The sequence below is a fragment of the Afipia sp. GW823-FHT06G09 genome (assembly GCF_058794875.1).
On sequence record NZ_JBXAHF010000006.1, the window covers coordinates 213,700 to 238,022 of the forward strand.

General features: G+C 60.9%; 19 protein-coding genes and 2 pseudogenes. 14 read left to right on the forward strand and 7 right to left on the reverse strand.

The genetic code is table 11. The annotated features are described in order from the left end of the window. Positions 1–13: 13 nt before the first annotated feature. Positions 14–1,750, reverse strand: a complete 1,737-nt coding sequence (locus AC1Q67_RS24040; RefSeq protein WP_006023660.1) for a retron Ec67 family RNA-directed DNA polymerase/endonuclease — start codon at positions 1,748–1,750, stop codon at positions 14–16. 509 nt (positions 1,751–2,259) lie between these two features. Here AC1Q67_RS24040 and AC1Q67_RS24045 point away from each other — a divergent pair. Both AC1Q67_RS24045 and AC1Q67_RS24050 read left to right on the forward strand, forming a co-directional pair. Beyond that, entirely contained in the window at positions 2,260–3,528 is a 1,269-nt protein-coding gene (locus tag AC1Q67_RS24045; protein ID WP_006023661.1) for a metallophosphoesterase family protein, read from the forward strand. Between the two features lie 3 nt (positions 3,529–3,531). Beyond that, complete coding sequence (locus AC1Q67_RS24050) at positions 3,532–7,035, forward strand: ATP-binding protein (RefSeq protein WP_006023662.1); 3,504 nt, start codon at positions 3,532–3,534, stop codon at positions 7,033–7,035. A gap of 183 nt (positions 7,036–7,218) precedes the next feature. Here the strand turns inward: AC1Q67_RS24050 and AC1Q67_RS24055 are convergent, their stop codons facing one another. After that, complete coding sequence (locus AC1Q67_RS24055; protein ID WP_024921668.1) at positions 7,219–8,202, reverse strand: LysR family transcriptional regulator; 984 nt, start codon at positions 8,200–8,202, stop codon at positions 7,219–7,221. A gap of 88 nt (positions 8,203–8,290) precedes the next feature. On the opposite strand from AC1Q67_RS24055, the pseudogene AC1Q67_RS24060 reads away from it, so the two are divergent. The 6 genes and pseudogenes from AC1Q67_RS24060 to AC1Q67_RS24085 form a co-directional block, all read left to right on the forward strand. Then, a pseudogene (locus AC1Q67_RS24060) lies at positions 8,291–8,854 on the forward strand (NADP-dependent oxidoreductase); the annotation flags it as partial. A gap of 361 nt (positions 8,855–9,215) precedes the next feature. After that, on the forward strand, positions 9,216–10,067 hold the full coding sequence (phnC, locus tag AC1Q67_RS24065; RefSeq protein WP_006023687.1) for a phosphonate ABC transporter ATP-binding protein: 852 nt from the start codon (positions 9,216–9,218) through the stop codon (positions 10,065–10,067). Beyond that, positions 10,064–10,924 carry a phosphate/phosphite/phosphonate ABC transporter substrate-binding protein gene (gene phnD, locus AC1Q67_RS24070; protein ID WP_006023686.1) on the forward strand — a complete coding sequence of 287 codons (861 nt, stop codon included), beginning with the start codon at positions 10,064–10,066 and terminating at the stop codon, positions 10,922–10,924. Before phnC ends, phnD begins: the two co-directional genes overlap by 4 nt. A gap of 7 nt (positions 10,925–10,931) precedes the next feature. Beyond that, entirely contained in the window at positions 10,932–11,750 is an 819-nt protein-coding gene (phnE, locus tag AC1Q67_RS24075; protein ID WP_006023685.1) for a phosphonate ABC transporter, permease protein PhnE, read from the forward strand. 12 nt (positions 11,751–11,762) lie between these two features. Continuing rightward, on the forward strand, positions 11,763–12,764 hold the full coding sequence (locus AC1Q67_RS24080; protein WP_006023684.1) for a phosphonate dehydrogenase: 1,002 nt from the start codon (positions 11,763–11,765) through the stop codon (positions 12,762–12,764). Between the two features lie 7 nt (positions 12,765–12,771). Continuing rightward, entirely contained in the window at positions 12,772–13,659 is an 888-nt protein-coding gene (locus AC1Q67_RS24085) for a LysR family transcriptional regulator (protein ID WP_006023683.1), read from the forward strand. 444 nt (positions 13,660–14,103) lie between these two features. Here the strand turns inward: AC1Q67_RS24085 and AC1Q67_RS24090 are convergent, their stop codons facing one another. Beyond that, positions 14,104–14,730: a recombinase family protein gene (locus AC1Q67_RS24090; protein WP_024342673.1), complete on the reverse strand. Its 627-nt coding sequence runs from the start codon at positions 14,728–14,730 to the stop codon at positions 14,104–14,106. A gap of 135 nt (positions 14,731–14,865) precedes the next feature. On the opposite strand from AC1Q67_RS24090, the gene AC1Q67_RS24095 reads away from it, so the two are divergent. From AC1Q67_RS24095 to AC1Q67_RS24120, 6 genes and pseudogenes are all read left to right on the forward strand, one after another. After that, entirely contained in the window at positions 14,866–17,838 is a 2,973-nt protein-coding gene (locus tag AC1Q67_RS24095; protein WP_492237667.1) for a Tn3 family transposase, read from the forward strand. A gap of 38 nt (positions 17,839–17,876) precedes the next feature. Continuing rightward, a pseudogene (locus tag AC1Q67_RS24100) lies at positions 17,877–18,341 on the forward strand (zinc-binding dehydrogenase); the annotation flags it as partial. Between the two features lie 352 nt (positions 18,342–18,693). Next, the gene (locus AC1Q67_RS24105) at positions 18,694–19,182 is read left to right on the forward strand and encodes an Hsp20 family protein (protein WP_006023665.1); all 489 of its coding nucleotides are present in this window, start codon (positions 18,694–18,696) and stop codon (positions 19,180–19,182) included. 75 nt (positions 19,183–19,257) lie between these two features. Next, positions 19,258–19,728, forward strand: coding sequence for a hypothetical protein (locus AC1Q67_RS24110; RefSeq protein ID WP_006023667.1), 471 nt, complete (start codon positions 19,258–19,260; stop codon positions 19,726–19,728). 556 nt (positions 19,729–20,284) lie between these two features. Continuing rightward, positions 20,285–20,746 carry a thermonuclease family protein gene (locus AC1Q67_RS24115; RefSeq protein WP_006023669.1) on the forward strand — a complete coding sequence of 154 codons (462 nt, stop codon included), beginning with the start codon at positions 20,285–20,287 and terminating at the stop codon, positions 20,744–20,746. Positions 20,747–20,830: 84 nt separating this feature from the next. Further along, entirely contained in the window at positions 20,831–21,094 is a 264-nt protein-coding gene (locus AC1Q67_RS24120) for a WGR domain-containing protein (protein WP_188098627.1), read from the forward strand. 68 nt (positions 21,095–21,162) lie between these two features. Here AC1Q67_RS24120 and AC1Q67_RS24125 read toward each other — a convergent pair whose 3' ends face one another. From AC1Q67_RS24125 to dinB, 4 genes are all read right to left on the reverse strand, one after another. Further along, positions 21,163–21,477, reverse strand: coding sequence for a DUF736 domain-containing protein (locus AC1Q67_RS24125; protein ID WP_006023671.1), 315 nt, complete (start codon positions 21,475–21,477; stop codon positions 21,163–21,165). 680 nt (positions 21,478–22,157) lie between these two features. Continuing rightward, on the reverse strand, positions 22,158–22,316 hold the full coding sequence (locus AC1Q67_RS24130) for a hypothetical protein (RefSeq protein WP_006023672.1): 159 nt from the start codon (positions 22,314–22,316) through the stop codon (positions 22,158–22,160). 319 nt (positions 22,317–22,635) lie between these two features. Further along, the gene (locus tag AC1Q67_RS24135) at positions 22,636–22,821 is read right to left on the reverse strand and encodes a hypothetical protein (protein WP_006023673.1); all 186 of its coding nucleotides are present in this window, start codon (positions 22,819–22,821) and stop codon (positions 22,636–22,638) included. A gap of 409 nt (positions 22,822–23,230) precedes the next feature. Beyond that, positions 23,231–24,316: a DNA polymerase IV gene (gene dinB, locus AC1Q67_RS24140; RefSeq protein WP_006023674.1), complete on the reverse strand. Its 1,086-nt coding sequence runs from the start codon at positions 24,314–24,316 to the stop codon at positions 23,231–23,233. Positions 24,317–24,323 lie beyond the last annotated feature (7 nt).

The window sequence follows — 24,323 nt, forward strand, 5'->3', positions numbered from 1 at the left end:
CACCATCGCAACGTCACGGCGTGGGAGCGGCGGCTGCGATCGCTGGCACTGGAGCCGCCGCCGCGGCCTTTCGTGCCGCATAGTCCCGGATCACGGCCTCGATCCGTTCGAGCAATGGGGTGAAACCGGCGAAATTGATCGACCCGGCCCTTGGCCTCACGACCCGCGTTGCGAACACAGCTTTTCCATACTCGGTCGCGGGATTGATCTTGTTTTCCTTGTTGAAGGATTTGCCGTCGAGCTTTTCCGCCAGAACGGCAGGTTCAAAGAAATCCTCGGGGCAAGACATGAGGTTCGCGCCGAGCGCCGGCGTCTTCACCAGATAGAGGGGTCCGTGGAGATGGAAAAACAGGTCATGCTTGTCCCACGCGATATCTAGGCCATAGTTCTTTTTGTTGTTGAGGTAGCTGAAAATCTCTTTCGCCCCATCATCGTTGTCGATGAGAACGATGACCGGATGCTCGGCCGGGCGAAACTCGTAGCGGTTAAAGGCGTCCTTCCAGGAAATCAGAAAGCGCAGCAAATCGCCGGAGCCCCCTCGCAGCTGAAGGAAGTCACGCGCCTGATCAGAATACTTGAAAAAATTCACCCTCAGCTCAGGCTTGCCTCCCACGACTGACGCAAGAAGTGGGTGCGCGGCAGCAAGCCGCCGGATGGCGCTCTTCAGGTACACAGGATCGGTTGGCCCTTCGCAGATGATCAACGGCCGCGGCGGGTTGATGAAGCTTTTGAAGAAAATGAGTTCGTAGTAGACGACGCGGATCGCCGAGGGCCACTCATTCTTCATCTTCGTGCGCTCGGCGTGCAGCTTATGCTGCTTCTCTTTGTTGCCTTCGTTCGCGATCGCAATGTCGATCTGCCGCTCGCGCACATGATAGATGTGATTGATCATGCCTTCCAGGCGCGGCACGGAGTTGCAAGCCACCCCGTTGAGTTCATATGCCCCCGTTGTCAGGAAGCGATGCGCTGTCGCGCGAACCCGCTTGTAGTATGTCTGCGCTACATTGGCCTTCTCGTTGACGGTAAGCCCTGTCACCATCTGCCGACTTCCGCGAAGCTGCATGCGCGTCTTGGCGTCATTCACCTCAAAGCCGGCGTCATTGATGCGCGACACAAGCTCCTCGCCGAGCTTCCACTCGGCCCCGTCCAATTCGGCTAGCGCCGATGGGAACTCGCGCTGGTTCGTGGAGATTGTGATGTCATCCGCGTAGCGCGTGTAAGTGCATTTATGCCTCGCCGCCAGCTTCACCAGCCGGATATCGAGAAAGTGCGTCATCAACTCAGTGATGACCGGCGAGCACGGGCTGCCCTGCGGCAGCTTTCCGTCCTTGCATGCGATCTGAGCCAAAAGCGTTGCTACCGGCTCCGCAAGACGAAAGTGTTCGCTCTTCAGAAAGAAGCCGCGAACGCGGCCGAAGTTGAAAGCCGGAAAAAAGTCCTTCAGGTCAAGGTTCAGCACGTAGCGACGCCGGTGATGCGTCTTAGCGTTGCTGATGATCGAAGCGCCGGGACGAAACGCATGGGAGAGTTTGTTGCGGCGAGGATCTTTTGCTTCGATCTCGCGCAGGCATTCATAAAGCAGTTTCGAAAGGCTGCGTTGCAGCCCTTTCAGACGGTCGTTCGGCGCATCGATGGTGCGGACACCGCCGCTTCGCTTCGCAATATCGAAGGTGATGTAGCGGGCCGCCGGCGGCGTTGCGTGGACGATGAACGACACGGCGCTTGGGCGATAGCGCAGCAGCGCTGCCACTTCGTGTCTGGTTCGCGTGGCGCGAAGATCCGTGAGGCTCAACGTGAAGCACCGAAGAAAGAAGGCTTACAGGCACTCCTACGCGTCGCATAGGCCGTCACATCATGCTGCAATCGAGCAGCGTGTAGGGAGCAGCGTCCGAGACATCGGATCATATATCGCGAAACACGATAACAAATCTGCCTGTAAGCTTGATATTGCGGTACCATCTGTCGCGCGCCATGCCAAGCTCTCGATTTGTTCTGGATGTCAATACGACGTCACACGAGTATAGGTACAGAAGGATTGCGGCAATTGCCCCGAAATCTAACGCGATCTCAAAGACTTCCCGCCTGGCTACGGGTTCAAATTTAGAGGCCTATCGCGTAGACAAAGTTATCATTCTCCCCCTGTTTCTGTGAATTTCGCGGTTATCCCGGCGTTCCTCGGCGATTTCAATATCACGCCGATTGACCGGCGCGTAAGGTCCACCCAATGCGAGCAAGCCATAAATGCAGGGGTAGGCGAGGGTGACGTATCGATTTGTCCATGCCGCAGACATTCATCTCGATTCACCGCTGCGCTCGCTTGCGCTGCGGCATTCCGAGTTGGCTGAGCTGATCGGTAACGCCACCCGGCGCGCCTTCGTCCGGGTGATCGATCTGTGCCTGGACGAGCAGGTCGACGCGCTGCTGATCGCCGGCGATCTCTACGATGGCGATCAGACCTCGATGAAAACGGCCCGCTTCCTGGCCGAGCAGCTCCGGCGCCTGGACCAGGCTGGCATTCGTGTCTTCATCATCCGCGGCAACCACGACGCGCTGTCGAAGATCACCAAGGAATTGGTGCTGCCGGATTCCGTGAAGATCTTCGGCGGGCGAGGGGAGGCTATCGCGATCGATCGCGCGCCCGGACGCGTCCCCGTCGTCGTCCATGGCCTGAGCTTTGCTCAACCTCATGCCCCGGAAAGCCTCCTGGGGCGCTATCGGCCGGTCGTGGATGGGGCGGTCAATATTGGCATCATGCACACGAGCCTCGGCGGCGCTCCCGGCCATGACCTCTACGCCCCGTGCAGCCCGGCCGATCTACAGGCGTCAGGATTTCATTATTGGGCGCTCGGCCACGTTCACAAGCGCTCGGCGACCGAAGGCACCTGCGCGATCGTGATGCCCGGCATGCCGCAGGGGCGTGACATCAACGAAGCCGGGCCGAAATCCGTGACGCTCGTCACCATCTCGGACGATCGCTCGATCCATCTTGAGGAGCGCGTCACAAGTGTCGCGCAGTTCGAACGCGTGTCCGTCGATGCCACGGGAATGGACGATTGGCGCGAGCTGGTGTCCGCAGTGACGCGCGCGCTCGAGAACCAACGGGCTGCTGCCCGGGCAGAGCACCTTGTCGCTCGCGTGCGAGTGACTGGTGCGACGCCGCTGGCATGGCGCATTCGACGCGACGGCGACTTGCTGAAAACCGAGGCCGATGACCGGGCTTCGGTGATCGGCAGCTGCTGGGTCGAGCAGCTCGAAATCGCATGCCGTCCCGGAGAACAGCGGAGCGAGACATCGGGCGACCCGCTCAGGGAGCTGCATCGCTTGATCGAAGACGACGTCCTCGATTCCGCGGCCTTTCAGAATGAACTTGCAGGCATCGCCGAAGAGATCAGGGCTCAGTTGCCGCAGGAATGTCGCGACATTTTCGGCAAGGACGAGGCGTCTTTCCGGGAGGCGGTCGCCCAGCTGGCGCGCGACGGCGCAGAGGGCGTCATGGCACGTCTTGAAGCTCCGGGCGAAGGAGCGTGATGCATGCGACTTCGCCGCCTTGACCTGACCCGATATGGCAAATTCACCGATCGCAGAATCGACTTCGGCGAGCGGGTGAATGGACAGCCGGACCTGCATATCATCTACGGACCAAACGAAGCGGGAAAATCAACCGCGTTTGCTGCCTTCCTGGACCTGTTGTTCGGGATCGGTTCGCAGAGCCCATTCAACTTCCTTCACCCCTATCCGACCATGCGCATCGGCGCCGCTCTGGATATCGGAGCGGAGACAAGGGAGTTCGCACGTCTCAAACGCTCGCAGAACAGCCTGGTCGACGGCCATGATCGCAGCGTTCCAGAAGCCGCGATCCGCGGCGAACTCGGCGGCATCGAGCGGGATGCCTATCGGACCATGTTCTCGCTCGATGATGAAACGCTCGAAAAAGGCGGCGAGAGCATCCTTGCAAGCAAGGGGGATCTCGGCCAATTGTTGTTCTCGGCCAGTGCAGGCCTCTCGCACCTCAGCGACAGATTGGTCGACCTGACGGCAGATGCTGACAGCTTCTACAAATACCGGGCTAGGTCCGGAGCACTCGCGGATTTGAAGTCGCGCCTCGCCGAACTCAAAGCTGAGCGCGAGCAGTTTGACACACTAGCCACGGATCACGCTCGGCTGGTGGACACCCGGGACCGGGCAACCGTTCAATACGATGAAGCGGTCAAGGAACGAGCCGAGGTCCAGCGGCGCGTCGATGAGATCCGGGGCTATCTCACCGCATTACCGCGTCTCACGGCTCTACGGGGCATTCGAGCACGGGTCGCACCCTTGGCGGATATTCCGGAGGCACCGCAGGGGTGGGTAGCCGAAGTGCCGCGGCTCCAAAAGCAGGAGATCGAGCTTGGTGTCAAAATCAGCGCGGTTGCCGACGAGATAGGCCAACTTGCCGACGAGGGTCGGGCCGTCATCGTGGACGAGACAGCCTTGCGGACTGCCGACCGCGTAGAGCGGCTTGTCGACCTGCGCGCACGGTACGTCACCGCTGAAAAGGATCTTCCTGAGCGACGCCTGCAGTTGCGCGAGCTCGACTTGGCTATCGCCGGAATTCTTCAGCGCATCGAGCGGCCCGAAGAGACCGAGCCCAAGCGGCTTGTGTTGAGCTCCGCGACCATCGGCAGACTGCGCGATCTGGTCGAAGCTTATTCGGGGATCAAGGCCGCCAGCCGGAACGCATCCGACGAGCTTGCCGAGGCGCGGCGCCGGCTGGATGACGTTGCGGCGAAGCTGCCCGAGGGCGGTGCTGACCCTACGGTCCAGGCGGAGCGAAAGCGCGCTTTTGCAGAGCTGGCCGTCGTGATCGAAGCACTTCGCTCAGCGGACCATCATGTTCGTCGCCGGCTGGCGGAGCGCGATCGTGCGGCTGCCCTTGATGCGCTCAATGACCGACTCGTCGCACTTCGTCCCTGGCAGGGCACCGGCGATGAATTAGTCGCCATGAATTGCCCGAGCCCGGATACGCTGCAGAATTGGAAGGTTACCCGCGGGGAGGCAGTGTCGGCAAAGTCCCGCTGCGATGCAGAGGTGCAACGCCTGACCACGATCGTCAGGCGTCTCGAAGCCGAGAAGGCCAGTTTCGCATCGACGACCGGCGTTGTTTCAGATCACGAAGCCGCGGAAGTACGTTCGCAACGTGAGCAGGCTTGGGCCGCGCACCGTCGGGCGCTCGACACAGCTTCTGCAGATACGTTCGAAGCCGTCTTGCGCCACGACGACATTGTGACTGCAGGGCGGTTCTCGCACATGGGCGAGCTCGCGAAGCTGCATCAGACCGAACAGGCGCTTGCCGTCGCGGAGACGGATCTGACGCGCGCCGTTGAACTCGCCCAACAAGCCGATGCGGCCTTAGGGGCAATTGACGCCGAGGTCATCGCAGAGGCCGGCGTGATAGCCGCCTGCTTCCCCAAGGCACTGTCGCTTGCGGAGCTTGAGGCGTGGATCAGCCGGCGGGAAAAGACGCTTGAGGCGCGTGCCGCATTACAGAGCGCCGAACGGGACATTGCTGCTGCTGAGCGTGATGCGGCGGCCGCCTCCGAACGGCTTACGACCGCGATGGCGGGTGCGGATCTCGCGCCGGCTCCTGACGCGAGCTTTGATGCCGTGCTCGGGATGGCCCAAACCTCGCTCGATCGGGAAGCCGAACTGCGCCGTCTCCAAGTCGAGCTCGACGAGCGTCGCCGAGATGTTGTTGCGCGGGAACGCGCCGCGGAGCGTGCCACATCGGACGAGAAGGGCTGGGCAGAGGCGTGGGCGGCGGAATGCCGTGGATGCTGGCTCGGCGAGGGACCCGAGACCCCGGCGGTCGGCGCAGTGCGCGAGGTGCTCGCCGCGATCACTGAGCTTTCCCCGACCATTGAGAAGCGTGCTGCCCTTCTCGACCGCATCCACAAGATGGAACGGGACCAGCTCGCGTTCAGCGAGGAGGTTGCGGCACTCACGGGGCTTCTCGGGATTGAACCGGGTCCCGACGCCGTCCTGGAGCTGGCCCAGCGTGTCGTCGAAACGGTCCGGAGTGCCACGGCGGCCCGCGACCAGCGCTCCAGCCTGACGCAGCGGACCGGGGAGGCACAAGCGCGCCAGCGTGAGCTTGCAGAATCGCAAGCCGTTCATGACGAACAGAAGCAGCGGATGACGGCGTTTTTCGCGGTTGGCTCTCTGGAGGAGGTGTCCCGGAAGCTGTCCGATATCGAGCGACGAACCGACCTCATGAACCAAGCTCGTGAGGCGGAAAAGGATATCATCGAGGCTCTTCGTGCATCGGATATCCAGCGTGCGGAGGCGGCGCTCGATCAAGCGGACAGGCCGGCACTCGAGGCCGAGCTCACGGAATTGACGACCCGAGCGGAAGACCAGGACAAGCGTTGTCATGAACTGTTCGCGGCGAAGTCCGCCGCCGAGGATCGGGTCGAGGCGATCGGTGGAGACGCCAGGGTCGCCATCATCGAGGAGCGCCGACGGACGACCCTGCTCGAGATTGAGGATGGCGCCACGCGATATCTGCAACTACGTGCCGGCATCTCAGCCACGCAGCAGGCGCTCGCCAGCTATCGCGAGCGCCATCGCAGTTCGATGATGGCGCGTGCGTCGGAGGCGTTCCGAACCATCAGCCGCGGCGCCTATACCGGCCTCATCGCCCAGCCCGGCAAGGACGGCGATACGCTGATTGCGATTTCAGCAGAGGGCGGTTCGAAGGCCGCCGATAAGCTTTCGAAAGGCACGCGCTTCCAGCTTTACCTCGCGCTACGCGTCGCCGGCTATCACGAGTTTGCCCGCGCTCGCAGTTCGGTGCCGTTCGTCGCCGACGATATCATGGAGACGTTCGATGATTTCCGCGCGGAGGAGGCATTTCGCTTGTTCGCGGAAATGGCCCAGGTCGGCCAGGTGATTTACCTCACGCATCACCAGCACCTTTGCGAAATCGTTCAACGCGTGTGCCCGACGGCTCGGTTACATCGCCTTGACGAGGCCGAGGTGAGACGGGAGGTCGCCTGACAGCTTTGCGAACAAAACACCGCTCCCGAGCAGGCCGCAAAAAAGCGAGCGCCGGGATCCATCGAGGCGCTCGGCCTGCTCCTCGCAGTCGTGGATAACCAAGCCGGTAGTGCTGGGCTACCCGTCCAGCAGTATACCCATGTGGGCCGCAGTAGGGGTTAGCGTCTATCGCGATGTTCGTCCCTAAGAACCGTTCGCTGTCGCCTGTGGGCCGGCAGCGTGGCGCCCTTCTTCCGACAGGCTCGCCGTGGCCGTCAGCCGCTCTTGGAAAACGTCCTGCAACAGGTCCAGGAAAGCACGCACGGCAGGATTTGCGCGGCGGCTTTCGGGCCACACGGCCGTGATGTTGTGTCGCTCGACCGCAAAGGCGGCAAGCACAGGGACAAGCGCGCCGCGCTCGACATAAGGCGCTGCGATGAAGGTCGCGCTGATGCCGATGCCGCCGCCGGCCGCGAGCGTGACGGCGACCGCATCGCTCACGTCGATGACGATGCCGGCGGTGGGCGCCAATTCGATCTCCTCGCCGCCAATCTGGAAGGGCCACCAAAAGCTCTGACCCGTGTTCTGATAGCGGAGGTTGACGAGGTCGTGCCCCGCCAGATCGTCGGGGTGCTGTGGCGCGCCGCGCGCCGCAAGGTAAGCGGGTGACGCAAAGCAGCAGAGTCGATACGGGGCAAGGCTCCGCGACAACAGGCGCGAATCCGCAAGATCGCCGATGCGTATTGCGACGTCGATGCCTTCCTCGATGATGTCCACAATCCGGTCAGTCAGTCTGAGATCGACCGTCACTTTGGGATGACGCTTTCGGAACGCAGGCAGAGCGGGCGCGATCACATGCAGTCCGATCGGCAGCGACGCCGCCACCCGCAAGGTGCCAGACGGCTCCGAGCGCGCGCTCATCGCCGCCTGCTCGATCGCTTCCGCCTCGCCCAGCAGCCGCAGCGCTCGCTCATGCAGATCGCGACCCTCCGCCGTGAGCGCCAGCGACCGGGTCGTGCGGGTGAAGAGCGCAACCCCCAGATGCCGCTCAAGACGTTGGATGCTCTTGCTGACGGCCGAGGGCGAGATCGACAGGGAGCGCGCAGCGGCGGTGAAGCTACCCATCGAGCCAGCACGCGCAAACGCGATCAGGCCGGTCAACCGCTCCAAAAGCATTTGTTCCTTCATGGCACTATTGAAGCGCCATTGGAGCAGATTATCAATGCCGGGACTGGAATTATATCGCTGTCTGAGCACCGAACGGCGAAAGGAGATTATGATGACCGATACAATGAAGGCGATCCGGCAGCACGCGTTCGGCAGTCCCGAGGTGCTGGTCTATGAGGATGCCCCGAAGCCTGAGTTGAAGCCAGGCGAAGTGCTGGTCCGGGTTCACGCCGTCGGCCTCAATCCACCCGACTGGTATCTGCGTGAGGGCTACAAGATGCTTCCGCCCGAATGGCAGCCGCGGGTGTCGTTCCCGCTCATCCTCGGGACCGACATCTCCGGCGTCGTCGAGGCCGTGGCCGGCGATGTCGAAGGTTTCTCCGTGGGTGACGAGGTCTATTCGATGGTCCGATTTCCCTCGGGCCTCGCTGGCGACAGCAGGGCTTACGCCCAGTATGTCAGCGTGCCGGCTTCCGAAGTCGCGATCAAGCCGGCCGGGATCGACCATGCGCACGCTGCGGGGGCGCCAATGTCGCTGCTCACCGCGTGGCAGTTTCTGGTCGATCTGGGGCACGACGCGCCCAACCCGCTACAACCGTATCCGCATGTGCCGGTACCGTTGGAAGGCAAGACCGTTCTCGTCAATGGAGCGGCTGGCGGCGTCGGACATTTCGGCCCCTGAACATTAAAGGGGCACAGATATACGGTAGAAAGTTCAGATCACGAACAGCGACGGGCTTCCGCGCCACAGTCGAAGGTCGTAGAAGGGTGGAACTTTGCCGTTCGTCTCGCCCATCGGAACGAGACGCCATTCACAACACAAGCACCTAGGTTTGAACGCGGAAATGAGACATTTGCGGATGTAACAACCTTGCCGCAATGCAGCATCGTCCGCCTTGCACGCGGCGAAGGGTCACTTCACTGACGGATAGAGTCACAAAACCTTCGCGACCTTGACATCGAAGTGTCATCCACGAGCCCTACTGTATTGCGAAACGCAATCTCTGCGTCATTCACATTACAGATGGTGATCCATGAAGCCCAGCGATGCCGAGACCGACCGCAAATACGTGTTGCGGCTCAGAAATGTCGGTGTGACCTATTCAGGCGGAGTGGTGGCGCTCAGATCGACCACCCTCGATTTCTTCCAGCGCGAGTTCTCCGTTTTACTCGGCCTGTCGGGTGCGGGGAAATCGACACTTTTGCGCTCCCTGAACCTCCTTGTTAAACCTACCTCCGGCGAGATTGTCTCATCGGATTTCGGTGTCCTTGGCCCGACCGGCGCACTCCGCCAGCACCGGCGCCGAACGGCACTCATTTTCCAGCACCATCAGCTGATCGAGCGACATACGGCCCTCGCCAACGTCCTCACCGGCCGACTCGGCTATCACAATACCTTGCGCAGTTTCTTCCCGCTGCCCCGCGCGGACCTGGAACTGGCTCTCCACTGCCTCGAGCGCGTCGGTCTGGCCGACAAATCCATGACGCGTGTCGATCAGCTCTCTGGCGGCCAGAAGCAGCGTGTCGGGATTGCCCGCGCGCTGGCGCAGCAGCCCAACATCATTCTGGCCGACGAGCCTGTCGCCAGCCTCGATCCCGCCACCTCGGAGAAGATCCTCGAACTGCTTCGCCAGGTGTGCAAAGAAGACGGCATCACCGCCATCGTGTCGCTGCACCAGCTGGAATACGCGCAGCGCTTTGCAGACCGGATCATTGGCCTTGCCGGTGCACATGTTGTGTTTGACGGCGCTCCTGATGAGCTCAATGACGACAATTTCGCCGCGATATACGCCGGGCACCGCCGTGAGCCAATCGCACCCAGCCGGACGAGTAACCCCGCCTACGCCCAGCCACCGTTTACGCCTGAGATGGAGATGTCCCTATGAACCGCCTGCTGAAATTTGCCATTGCTGCCGCCCTTGCCATGGGGCTGGCAGCGCCAGCCCACGCCGCCAATCCGAATCCAGAGACTTTAAAGGTCGCACTGTTACCGGATGAGAATGCGTCCGAGTTGATCAAGCGCAATCAACCGCTCAAGGACTACCTCGAGAAGGAACTGGGCAAGAAGGTCGATCTGGTTGTGACAACAGACTACTCGTCGATGATCGAGGCAATGCGTTTCGGCCGGATCGACATAGCCTATTTCGGTCCGCTCTCGTACGTGCTTGCCAAGGGCAAAGCCGATATCGAGCCGTTTGCGGCAATGGTCAGCGACGGCAAGCCGACTTACCGCTCTGTCGTCATTGCCAACGCGAATGCCAATGTGAATTCGCTCAGCGACATCAAGGGCAAGAAGGTCGCTTTCGGCGATCGCGCTTCCACCTCCAGCCATCTGATTCCGAAGACGTTGATGGCGGAAGCCGGTGTCGTGAATGATCGCGATTACCAGCAGCACTTCGTCGGCAGCCACGATGCGGTTGCGGTGAATGTCGCCAACGGCAATGCGGAAGTCGGGGGCCTTTCCGAGGTGATCTGGAAAACTCTTCTTGAGAGAAAGCTCGTCGACGCAGGCAAGGTCAAGGTCATCGCCTACAGCAAGGAATATCCCCAATACCCGTGGACGATGCGCTCCGACCTGAAGCCGGAGCTGAAGGACAAGATCCGCACCACTTTCGTGAACCTGAAGGACCCCGCAGTTCTGAAGAACTTCAAGGCGGACGGTTTCGCCCCGATCACGGACAATGATTACGACGTGATCCGCGATATGGGAAAGTTGCTTGGAATCGACTTCGGAGCGATGTGAGGACGTGATGACGACGCTCGGCGCAACCACAATCAACACAACAAACCATTATCTCGATCAGTACAGTCGGGCGTGGATCCGGCAGTCTGCCCAGGTTGCTGCGGTACTCGCTATTGTGCTGGTTGCATTCTGGTATGTTGGTCTTCTGGATTTCGGGACCCTGGCAAACGGGGTTCCGGCCATCTTAACGCTGGCCCGCGAGGCGATGCCGCCGGATTTCACCAATGCGCGCGCGTGGCTCAAGCCGCTGGTGGACACCTTGGCAATGAGTATTGCCGGAACGGCAATAGCGGTGCTTCTGTCATTTCCGCTGGCTTTTCTTGCTGCCCGGAACACGTCGCCGCACACGATCGTATTTCATGTCGCCCGTACCCTGCTAAACGCTCTTCGCTCGGTCCCGGAGCTGATTATGGGCATCATTTTCGTTGCTGCCGTAGGCTTTGGTGCTTTACCCGGCGTTCTGGCATTAGGCCTGCATTCGGTCGGTATGGTCGGCAAGTTTTTTGCGGAAGCAATTGAGCATGTCGATGAGGCCCCCATAGAGGCTGCGCGCGCCGCAGGTGCAACTCCGGTTCAAGTGTTGTTCCACGCCGTCCTGCCACAAGTGTCATCGCAGTTCGCAGACGTATCCGTCTATCGCTGGGAATATAACTTCCGCGCATCCACGATAATGGGAATGGTTGGCGCAGGCGGTATTGGGTTTGAGCTGATGGGATCGCTTCGAATCATGTTGTATCAAGAAGTCAGCGCCATTTTACTCGTCATCCTGATAATGGTGACAATCGTCGATGGCCTGAGCGGCTATTTGCGGAAGAAATTCAAGTAAGGACCGGCCATCGTGAAACCGCGCGTCGTCATCACCCACAAAGTGCATCAGGAAACCTTGGATCTCCTCTGTGACCATTGTGAAGTCACTCCCAATCAAACTATGGAAACCCTGCCCCGCGAAGAGATTCGCCGCCGTGTCGGCACGGCGGATGCAATGATGGCCTTCATGCCGGACTGGGTCGACGCCGATTTCCTGGCAGCTTGCCCGCAGATGAAGGTCATCGGCGCGGCCTTGAAGGGCTACGATAACTTCGATGTCGCGGCCTGTACGGCCCGGGGCATCTGGCTGAGCATCGTGCCTGACCTCCTGACCGTGCCGACGGCTGAGTTGGCCATCGGCCTTACCATCGGCCTCACCCGCAAGATGATCCAGGCCGATGCCAGGGTCCGCTGCGGCAAATTCGCCGGTTGGCGGCCGGAGTTTTTCGGCCTGGGCATCGCGGGGTCCGCCATTGGTATTCTCGGAATGGGGGCGATTGGGCAAGCCATCGCCGAACGGCTGAATGGCTGGGGCGCAACGCTGCTATACAACGACCGGGTGCCGATCCCAGCACCCGGCGGCGAAGCTCGACCTAGTGTTGCTCGGCGCAGCCTGGAGGAGGTATTATCCGAATCCGATATCGTCATCCTGGCCCTGGCGCTGGCCCCAGACACCATCCATCTGATCAACGACAGGACGCTCGCCCTGATGAAACCAGGCGCATACCTCGTGAATCCATGCCGCGGCTCTGTCGTGAGCGAAGCTGCTGTTCTAACTGCGCTCACCAGCGGTCAGCTCGGCGGGTATGCCGCCGACGTGTTCGAGCTGGAGGATTGGGCTCGCGAAGACAGACCGCGGGAGATCGCTCCGGGCTTGCTGGGTCACCCAAACACGATGTTCAGCCCGCATATTGGCTCTGCTGTTAAGAAAGTTCGCTTGGCAATCGAACTGCGCGCTGCAGAAAATATCCTGCAGGCCCTTTCGGGTAAGCCGCCAATGGATGCCGTCAACAATCCGAGACAAGTGGCTTAGATCGGCAATGCTGAATCTAGTATGGGTGCGGACATTTCTGGCCCTGGCGAAGCATAAGAGCTTTCAAGCGTCCGCAGAATATCTTCGGATCGCTCAGCCGACGGCCTCATCACATATCCAGAAGCTTGAGGAGCAGCTGGGTGTCCTGCTATTCCATCGCTCCCGAACGGGGTGCGAGCCGACGCGGGAAGCGATGAACTTTCTGCCTTATGCCCAGAGCATCCTTAGGGTTAACGAGCGTGCACTCGCCGCGGTCTCTGGGGAGCGCACGCGGATCGGTGCCAGTTCCAATATCGGAATCTATCTGCTGCAGCCCTATGTCCGGTCATATCTGGAAGGCCGCGATCCAGCGGCTTTTGATATGGTGATTGACCGCAATCCGTCCATCGTCGAGAAACTGGAGAATGTCGAAATAGATGTGGCCGTGTTGGAATGGTGGGACAACCGCGACGGCTGCCAAGTCGAGCGCTGGAGAAGCGAGCCCGTCGTCGTCATCGTTCCGCCCGATCATCCATTGGCGTCTCAAGACCACATTGATCCGGTTCAGTTATCCGCATTTGAGCTTCTCGGCGGCGAACCTGGCACCGGGACCGGGCGGATGCTTGCGAAATATTTCGGCGATCACGCTCAAATGCCGCGGGTTTCCCTACAGTTGGGTAGCACCGAGGCTGTCAAGCAGGCGGTAAAGGCTGGAGTTGGCATCTCTCTAGTTCTGGCGTCAGCCGTATCGGACGAGGTGCGGGCCGGAAGCCTGCGTGCCTTACCCTTCCCTGACCCGCCGCTACGAAAGGACCTGTTTGTCGCTTGGCGCACCGGCATTTCGGGCATGCCTATACCGGCCTTCGCCCAGCATCTATTGAACGCTCACTGCAATGAGACGGTATCCGCTCGCTGACGTCAGCGCCTCTCGAATCGGCTACATGCGCGTTTTGTTGGTCATGAACGCGTATTTCGCACGGTCTAAGCGGTCGCTCAACCGGTTCGATGATTGAGTGAGGAGCTTAAATGCGACGTCAAAGAGCGTGGGTACAGGCGATCTGTTTTCGCATGCGCTCTGCGGTCAGCTGAAGGCGGCCCAGCTCCATCAACCCATGTCATGGGTTCGTGTTTCTTAGTCGATCTGGCTAGCTTCTCCTGTGGCGAATGTCCGCAAAGTGGCAACCAAGCCGCCCTCGGCAACCAATCGAAAGCGCAGAATTCCACTCCACCGCGACGTTCCTGCCCTCTGCCGGAAAAGGCCGCAGTGGCTCATGGCTTGCCGTACAACTTTCTCGAACCAAGGTCCGAAAGGGGTCCGGGAGCGGCCGGAGAAGGCACGAAGCTGTCCCCCTCGCATACTTCAGGTTTCGCGCTTGCGACGACTGAGCAGCTTTTCACCATCGGCTCTCAACTCGCCTTCTGGCCCGACAAACCGGTAGAGCGTCTGCCGGGTAATTCCGAGTTCGGCACAGAGATCGCGCACCTTGGTTGCCGGTTGTCCCATGGATGCGGCGGCAAGCCGCAGCTTGGCTGGCGTCATCTTGAAGGGGCGGCCGCCGTTGCGCCCTCGGGCGCGGGCTGACGCCAGGCCTGCCTTAGTCCGTTCGACGATCAACTCACGTTCGAACTCAGCCAGCCCGGCGAAGATGGCGAATACCAGTCGGCCGTTGGTAGTGGTGGTGTCGATCGATGCGCCTTCGCCAGCCAATATCTTCAGACCAATGGCGCGTTTGGTTAGATCGCCGACCAGGTTGACCAGATGACGTAGATCACGGCCGAGCCGATCCAGTTTCCAAACCACGAGTGTGTCGCCAACACGCAGCGCCTTCAGGCATGCCTCAAGACCGGGTCGGTCGTCGCGGCGGCCCGAGGCTGCATCCTCATAGATATGGTCAGGCAGAACGCCGGCCCTGATCAGGGCGTCGCGCTGCAGGTCGTGGGCTTGACTGCCATCAGCTTTCGAGACCCGTGCGTATCCGATCAACAATGTCATTTATACGTCCGTTTGTGTGACATTCTTCATTTGGTCGCGCCAAAGTCTGTAGATTGTCACATAACCCGTCTTGCAATGTAAGCTCCATGAACGGTTATCTCCGATCTTTTTGTGACGAACGGAGTACCCATGCCCCGCCGGATGATTTTGACGGATGCCGAACGGCAGAATTTCCTTGCTCTTCCCATTGATGACGACACTCTGATCCGGCATTGGTGCCTCGATGACGATGATCGCCATCTTATCGAAACTCGACGCCATGATGACACTCGGTTGGGATTAGCGCTTCAGCTCTCTGCTCTTCGTTATCCCGGCCGCCTGATTCAGCGGGGGGAAGTCATCCCTTCTGTGGCGCTGTCGTTTCTGGCCGAACAACTCGGGAACGAGCCAGAGGCACTTTCCACTTTTGCACGGAGAGCACCAACCCGCTATGAGCAGCTCGCCATCCTGCGCCAGCACTATGGCTTCACTGAACTGTCACACCCGTTGCGCGCCGATCTGCTTGCATTTGCACGCGGCATTGCGATCGCTTCGACGAAAGACAAATTTGTCGTTGCAACACTGGCTGACGAGATGCGGCGGAGGCGCATCATTATTCCCGGCATTACCGTGCTCGAACGGTTGGCGGGGCAGGCTTGCACTGAAGCCGAGGAGGCGCTGTATACCGATGTCGCCGGAAGATTGACGCCGGACCTTGTTCTTCGGATGGAAACATTGCTCGGCGCGGGACGACGCGCAAAACAGAGCGGCATATCCTGGTTGCGAGAACCTCCCGGTAAAGCCGGGGCAACGGCCATGCGGGGATTGATAGATCGACTGGAGGCCGTGCGTCATGTCGGTGTCCCCAATGATGTGCTTCAAGCGATCCCGGCTCACCGTGTTCGTCGGATGGCACAGGAAGGTCGTCGTCTGACTGCCCAGAATTTTGAGCAGATGCGGCCAGGCCGCCGTCACGCGACATTGGCCGCGTTTTTTCTGGAAATGGAAATAGCACTCACCGACGCGGCGATCAGCATGTTCGAGACGTTGATTGGCAAGAGTTTTCGGCAGGCAGAGGCAGCCCGTGACAAGCAACTCCTCGAAACCGCATCGTCGGCGACATCCGCACTCGATTTCTTCGTCAATTTTGGCGAAGCCATAACCGCCCAACGCGAAGCTGGGCTTTCTCTTGATGAGGCGGTGACCACTGTCGCGAGCTGGGAAGAGCTCATTCAGGCAACAGCTTCGGCGAAGGCAGTGAGAAGGCCTCGCAGCGAGGATGATTTGATCACCTACCTGCCGGCTCAATATGCTCGCATCCGGCGGTTCGCGGCTGCATTTCTGGCCTCGTTCACCTTTGAAGGAAACCGCCGAAACGTACATATCATTGAAGCTATTGTGCAGATGGAAACTGCCTGGAGGAAAGGGGCCAGATCAAACGATCGGCCCTGGATCCGCAAGGCGTTGCTGCTGGCGAATGCGCGATGGCGCAAGGAAATCGTCGGCGCTGATGACGTGATCGACCGGAAGATGCTGGAACTCTTTCTCATCGTCGAGCTGAAAAACAGGATTGCCGCCGGCGACATATGGATCAGGGGTTCCCGCGCCTACCGCGCACTCGACGAGTACATGATCTCGCACCAGACGTTTGCCGTCATCAAAGCCGAGGCCCGCATTCCGGTCGCGATTCCGATCGATGTCGAGACCTATCTCGCCCAGAAGGCCGACGCTCTGGATCAAAAGCTGCGTGAGGCGACACGTCGCCTGGAAACTAGTCGAGGCGATACCCGCATCGGCGCAAAAGGATTGCGGGTCCCAGCGGTCAGAAGCACGGAAACCGAAGCCGCAATCGCGTTCGCAAGGCGGGTGGCGACAGCCATGCCGCCAATCCGGTTGACGGACCTTGTGGCCGATATCGACCGGATGACCGGCTTCAGTTCGTTATTCGAGCACCTCCAGACCGGTCGGTCACCTTCCGATCTGCGGGTGTTCTATGCGGCGCTGATCGCCGAAGCCACAAATCTCGGCTTCTCGAAGATGGCGCATGCCTGTCCCGGCATCACGCGCCGCCAGCTACAGCAGATGGCAATCTGGCATTTTCGCGAGGAGACATTCGCTCTGGCGCTCGCCAAACTGGTTGAGGCTCAACACTCTGCCCCGTTCTCAACAGTGTTCGGCTCGCACGCTGTTTCCTCGTCGGACGGACAACATATCCATCTTGGCGACGGCGGCGAAGTCGCAGGCGGCGTCAATGGCAGGTATGGAAACAACCCGATTATCAAGCTCTACACCGCAATCTCTGGTCGCTACGCGCCCTTTCATACCAAAATCATCGCCGCAACGGCAAGTGAAGCCGTTCACGTGCTTGACGCATTGCTGGAAACCGACGCTGGCCTTAATATTGTCCGACACCACGTCGATGGCGGCGGCGTCAGCGATCTTGTATTCGCCCTCTGTCATGCGCTCGGCTTCGCATTCGTGCCGCGCATCCCCGATCTCGACGGGCGATGCCTCTACGCCTTCGGACTGGCCAAACAATACGGAATTCTTCAGAATGTCATGGGTGACCGGATTGACGCCGATCTGATCCGGACGCATTGGGATGATATCTTGCGCCTGATGACCTCGCTACGCACGCGCACCGTCAGCGCCTCGCTCATGCTGAAGCGATTGTCGGCGACAACGAGGCAAAGCGGTCTTGCCCAGGCGTTGCGCCAGATGGGACGGATTGAACGAACCCTCTTCACCCTCGACTGGATCAACGACGAGCAATTGCGAAAGACAACTACCGCTGAATTGAACAAGGGCGAAAGCCGGAACAGCCTTGTTCGGGCAGTCAATCTTCATCGTCTCGGCCGTTTCCGCGATCGCAGTCAGGAAAACCTGTCGATCCGGGCATCCGCTCTCAATCTGGTTGTCACCGCCATCATTCACTGGAACACAATCTATATCGGCCGCGTCATCGATGCCCTGCGCAGTGCAGGACAGGCTATCCCGGATCATCTGCTGTCCAGCCTGTCGCCTCTCACATGGGAGCATGTGAACCTGACCGGCGATTACCTCTGGGAAGAAAAGCCGGCTCTCGACAAAAACGGGTTCCGAGCCATCCCGTTCAACCCATGATCCGCCTGCCGTATATCTGTGCCCCTTTAATGTTCAGGGGCCATTTCGCGGTGCAGATCGCCAAGCTGAAAGGCGCCCATGTCATCGCCGTGGCGTCGGGCAAGCACGAGGCGCTTCTGCGCGATCTCGGCGCCGACGCGTTCATCGACTACACCAAGACGCCTCCCGAGGACGTGGCGCATGACGTCGATCTTGTGGTCGACGCCGTGGGCGGACCCGGCACCGGACGGTTTTTGCGCACGCTGAAGCCGGGCGGCGCACTGTTTCCTGTCTTTCCTCTTGGCTTCACCGGCGCGGAGGATGCGAAAAAGCTGGGCGTCACGGTCTCGGCGACTCAGGTCCGGTCGAGTGGCGCGCAGCTGGCGGAGATTGGAAGCTTGCTTGCTGCAGGCACGATCCGGGTCGTCCTCGATAGCACCTATGCCCTTGCCGACGCGCGGCTTGCGCACGAGCGAGCTGCCAAGGGGCACATTCAAGGCAAGATCGTCCTGGCGGTAAAATGACGTCAATCCCAAAGCCGCGCCTTGGGACGGCGCCTGATTCGAGATGGTGGGCGCTTTGATGAGCGAAGCGGCAAGGCCGTCCGGGCTCCCGGCGGGGCTGAGTGTGTCGTTTGTCGAGCCCATTCGGACGGCGGCTCGCCGTCGGAGGGTGTAGTTTACGGCATCCGCTCCGACGTCATCGATCCGGCTGCTTGAACGTAAACATCGTTCAAAAAATCTCGGTTTGCTCTCTTGAACTGAGTTTTTGGTTCTCCCAAATCCTTCTGCGTCGGGGCTTCGGCCCGACCAATAGGCGTCGCAGAGACGCTGTGACGCTGCTTGTAATCCATGTTGCTTTACGGAGGATATGGCTATGAGAAGCTTCGATTATAGGCCCCTTTACCGCTCGACGGTGGGCTTCGATCGCCTTCTCGACATGCTCGATACCAGCGTGCGCTCAGACTGGCCGCCTTACAACATCGAGAAGAAGAGCGACAACGACTACCGCATCACCATGGCAATCGCCGGCTTCAGCCCGGATGAGGTGGAGCTCACCCAGGACGGTCCTGAGCTCATCGTGACGGGACAGAAAAGGCCGAGCCAGGAGAATAGGCAGATTCTTCACCAAGGGTTGGCGATCGGCGATTTCAAACAAGCGTTCAAGCTTGCCGACCACGTCAAGGTCGCCAATGCTACGTTGGAGAATGGCCTGCTGTCGGTCGATCTGGTGCGGGAGATTCCCGAGGAGTTGAAGCCTCGCCGGATCGCCATCGGCTCGACGCGCAGCGCCCCATCGGCGGAAGACAACGGCAAGACGAAGCAGATCAGCCAGGATACGGAGCCGCAGCGCAAAGCTGCCTGAGCCCGTCGACCAAACCTAAACCCTGCGATTTGCCTCCCGATCTATCCGGGTGTCACGAATTGCGGAGAAACGGAGATGACTGAATATAGCAGCTTTTCAAACATTGATCGCCATAAAGCACGCCGCGGCGCTGGACATCCGATATTCCAGCAGCCTGATGACGTTATAAATGATCCGGAGATGAGCCGTGCTGAGAAGCGGGCCCTGTTAGCCTCCTGGGCGTCTGACGCCCGCGCAGTTCCGGGCTCTCCATCGCTGCGTCAGCTAGAGGATGGCTCTATTGTCGAGGTGGACGAGATTCTGCGCGCTCTGAAGGCGCTGGACACATTCGACAGCCTCACGCTTTCGACGAACCCAGCCTTTGGGCTGGGGCATATGCCGCCGGAGCGGCGTCGCCGCTCCGCGCTGAGAAAATGGTCTCGCATCGTATCCCGCCGCCGGCGCGATGACGACGACGATCCGCCGCCTTGTCCCGCTCTGGCCACCATACCGCCAAGAATCGGCGGGGGTGGAGCTTTTGTTCATCCCGAACCTGCGCAGGCATAAGCCAGCGCAGTGGCGATTTTGACCAACCTACCGGCCGCCTAAGGCACGGGCCGCATCCGTCGGTGTCTTGCCGATCCAACGCTGGCCATCGTCGCTGACTTGTCTGGGAAGGCCCCGCCTCACGGCGGGACCTTCTACGTGGCGTCTCAGTCGCGGTTCGGACGAGAGCAGATGACCGAAGGGCTGTCCGGCATTCGACCTCGATAAACGTAGCCCTTCTCGGGCGGCGGGCATCGCGACCCCGATGGGTGCGTACTTGATCGGAGGCGATCGCGCCGTAAGGCCGCCGAAAAGGGGCATCGGCTTGACCTCGGCTTAAATGGTCTCGCGAGAGGATCGTCACCGGACCCGGCGGAGACCGCCTGCGGGCTCCGTGAGCGAAGCGAATAGAGCCGTCCGCCGCAGGCGGCTCGCCAAAATCTTGATCGCCCAAGCCAAGCGCAAGGGCGAATGCCTCCAGGGTCTGACCTGCATGATCGACATTCCAGCAAGGACCCGAGACTAGAGGAGATCGCCGGCTTCGATCGATCAAGGGAGAAGTTTCATAAAGACCGAGATGATGCTGGCCGCGGGAATGCTGCTTGTTGCGGCGACGACGCTCGCCTCGGATCCACCCTTTCGGGCCAGTCCGACACAACGGCCGCTGCCCGCCTCCTATCCGGACAGCCTTGCGGCGACGTTCTCGATATGCGGCGAAGCGCGGCGCGCGACCTGCGTCGTCGACGGCGACACCTTCTGGCATCTGCGGGTCAAGATCCGCATAGCGGATATCGATGCTCCCGAACTGAGCCCGCCGCACTGCGAGACAGAGCGGATGAAGGGAGAGGCGGCCAAGCGCAGACTCCTCGATTTACTCAATGCCGGTCCGTTCTCTCTCGTCGCCGCGGACCGGGACGAAGACCGTTTAGGCTGCAAGCTGCGCGTGGTAAGGCGGGCTGGCCACTCGCTTGGCGCGCCATTGATCGCCGAAGGGCTCGCTCGCCCTTGGGGCGGCCCGCGTCGAAACTGGTGCGACTGACTGATCAGGCTGATGAATCGGTCAGCGCAGATTGATTCATGAAAGGCGTTGGACGCCGCTTCTAAAGGAAGCGAGACTCACGTCATGGCCAACGAGGTTCCTGAACAGCTCCATCTGCATCGCGTCGAGCCGGCCCGAAACATGCGGCGCTTCTACGCGCTCGCGCTTCAACCGACGCTGTTCGGCGGCGCGTCGGTCATCCGGAACTGGGGGCGCATCGGAACCACCGGCCAGTCGATGATGGAGACCTTCGACCAGCCCGAGGAAGCCTCCGTCGCTCTAGGCCAGCTTGAGCGTGCAAAAAGGCGGCGTGGCTATCACGATGTTGGCGCTGCAGATCGCAACTAGCGGCTGCCAGGCGCGACGCGAGCATGGCGAAGGCCCCGCCTCACGGCGGGGCCCGCTCGTCGCCCGGGTCAGTCACGGTTCGGCCGAGACCAGATCAGCTGCAGGCCTTCCTCGCCTTCGACCTCGACCAGGGTCGCGTAGATCGGGGCGGGGAAGCTCGGATCGTCGAGCTTGACCGAGAGGTAGTCGCGGTCCGTCTGGTCGGAGTGCTTCTGCCAAGCGGCGCCGAGCTCGGCATTCGCTGCGGCGAAGATGCGGAAGTGCGGGCCCTTGTCGGAGGGGTTTTCGATGCGGACCAGCCGAGCTTTGACGTTCAAGGTCAGGGTGCGGATGGTGCCCGTGAAGCCGTTGCCGTTCGAGGTGAAGGTGCCGATGTTAGCCATTGTCTCGTTCCCTTGTTTCAGGGCCGCGCCCATCGCGACCCGATGGCGGTCGTGAGGCCGGAGGCGATCGACCCGCACCCGAAGGGCTGCAACGCAGTGGAAGGCGGCCGGAGACGGCTTTTTTGTCTCGCGATGCAAAGCCGAAGGCGGCGGAAAAAAGTCGTCGCAGGACGTTGCGGGGACAAGATCGAGAGGACGCTTGCGTGCTCGTCCTTCGGTCAGACCAGGCCAATCGGGCTCGTGTTGGGGGTGGCTTTCGCAAACACCTCGGGAATGATGACAGGCTCACATATCGACACCGTTATCGCATTCGACGGCAACATCACGGTGCACTTGCCCCTTCAGGCCGGCGTCGATCGCGCCGACCGCAACCGTCTCCGGCAAGGGCTCCGCGACCACCCGCCTTCGCGCGAATATCGCGGCACCGCGGCCGCCCGGCGCGCGATGTCCGGTTCGCACGATTTCTCGGCCGTCCCACTCGACAATCCAGACTCCACACCCACAACACCTGACATGCTGGCCGGATGGCGAAGGCTGGCTCCTGCGTGTCGCTCTGACCCGCCACCTCTACACTTAATCGACGACGGGTCCGCCGAGAGGCGGGGCCTTCACCCGAGAGACGGAAGCGCTTCCTTCCGGATGCGGCAACACCCGGTGCCAGCGCCGACACAATAAGGAGCCTAAGTCACCTCCGCTTCGCGCTGCCGATGGTCGGCTTCGGTGAGCGCCTGAACAAGCCGCAGCTGCGTTTCGCGGCGCTCCCTGCGCGTCAGGATGCAATGCGCAAGCTCAGCGCGGAGTTCTGCGATTTCGGCGTAGATGTCACGAATGTCTTCCATATGAACCTCCTTCGTCTCGATGACGGAGGCACGCACCAGGTGTTGGAGGGACGGGTCAGGGATCGCGAGGCGACCGGCAGAGCCGGCGCGCGGGGGTGCCGATTTTCTGACGGCGCCCAACGGGCAGCGGCGGAAAATTGGGGGCAACCGCGCGTCCTTGACGCGGCCCGACTGCCGGTATGATCGGCCATCAATGAGAGAGAGATGGCCGTGGCTCGACGTTATGGCTGGCCCATTCTTTCTTGGTTCTGCAGCGCGCTGCGGGATCGGCTCTGCCGATAGTCGAGGCACCGCGCTGCTCGGCGCCAGCGCAACCGGCTCAGTGAGCCGGGCCGCGCTCGTAGGGGTCGAATTCGTGGATCAGTTCGAGATCGTCGGCGTCGTCGAGCTCGTCGGAGGGGAGGGCACCATAGGCATCGCCGGATTTGAAGAGCGTCACCGGGACCATGAGGGTGCGGGCAAGCTGGAACGCGTGATTCTGGGCAAGTGAAAGATCGTGCGACATCTCGAAGGCTCCATCCGGAGCGGGCCAATTCCCGCTCGATGGCTCCTCGATGGACCGCCTCCGGTCGCGATCACCGCGAAGGCGCAGCCGCAGTGGCGGCAGCTTGCTAGCCGACCCCTTGTGGGTTGATCGTGGAAGATCCGGAGGAGGGCCAGGACGCCATCGCTGAAGAGCGGGATTGGTTCGCGGCGGGCAAGACGACCTGTGTGCTACGTCCTTTTCCCTCGCCGGAAGCTGCTGGGAACGCCGCGGCTTCCCGCGATGGGCCGCCGTCACACTCCGCAGCAATCGCCGATCCAGATCGTCCCCGGCCGGCAGGCGGGCTGCCGATCCCAACCGGGACCGCGCGGCCAACGGCCACGCTCTCCCTCCGGAAGCGTTTCAGCCGGCGCTTTCGCGCCTTCGCACTTTAGAGCAGCGCGAGTTGCCCTTCAGAGATTTCGGCCGCGTCTTCGAGCGAGGAGACCGTGACGCCGACGAGCCGGATTCCCTTCTCGACCGGGAACAAGGGATCGAGCAGCGCCCGCGATAGCTCGTCGACTTGCGCCGCGCTTTGAAACGGCTGCGAGACGGTGCGGCTTCGCGTTATCCGCTGGAAGTCGGCGTACTTCACCTTCAGCGTCACCGTGCGCGCCCGCAGTTGCTTCGCTTCGCAGAGACGCCAAACCTTCGCGACAAGAGCGCTGATTTCAGAATACACGCTCGCGCTGTCGAACAGGTCGGTGTGAAAAGTGTCTTCCGCGCCGATCGATTTGCGCGGCCGATCGGGCTCGACGGGCCGATTGTCGATTCCACGGGCAATTCGATAGTACCAGCCTCCCGCTTTTCCGAAGTGTTGCTGCAGGAAGGCCAGCGGTTTCGCCTTGAGATCAGCGCCGGTGTGAATGCCAAGCCGGCCCATCTTCTCCGCCGTCGCAGGCCCGACGCCGTGGAATTTCTTCACCGCGAGCGCCTCGACGAAAGATGGGCCTTTGCTGGGTGTGATAACGGCCTGGCCGTTCGGCTTGTTGAGGTCGCTCGCCATCTTCGCAAGGAATTTGCAATATGAAATGCCGGCGGAGGCATTGAGGCCCGTGACCTCCTTGATGCGCGCGCGGACGATGGTCGCGATTTCGCTCGCGATCGGAATGCCGTGCTTGTTCTCCGACACGTCCAGATAGGCTTCGTCGAGTGAGAGCGGCTCGATCAGATCGGTATGTTCGGCGAAGATCTCGCGGATCTGCGCCGACACCGCACGGTACACATCGAATCTTGGTGGCACGAAGATGAGGTCGGGACACCGGCGCTTGGCCGTGATCGATGCCATCGCCGAGCGAACACCGAAAGCACGCGCTTCGTAGCTCGCTGCCGCGACGACGCCACGCGCCTCCGACCCGCCGACGGCAACGGGTCGTCCGCGCAAGTGCGGATCGTCACGCTGTTCGACCGACGCATAAAAGGCGTCCATGTCCACATGGATAATCTTGCGCTGGATGATGTCCGACTCCGTTGCCACGGCACAA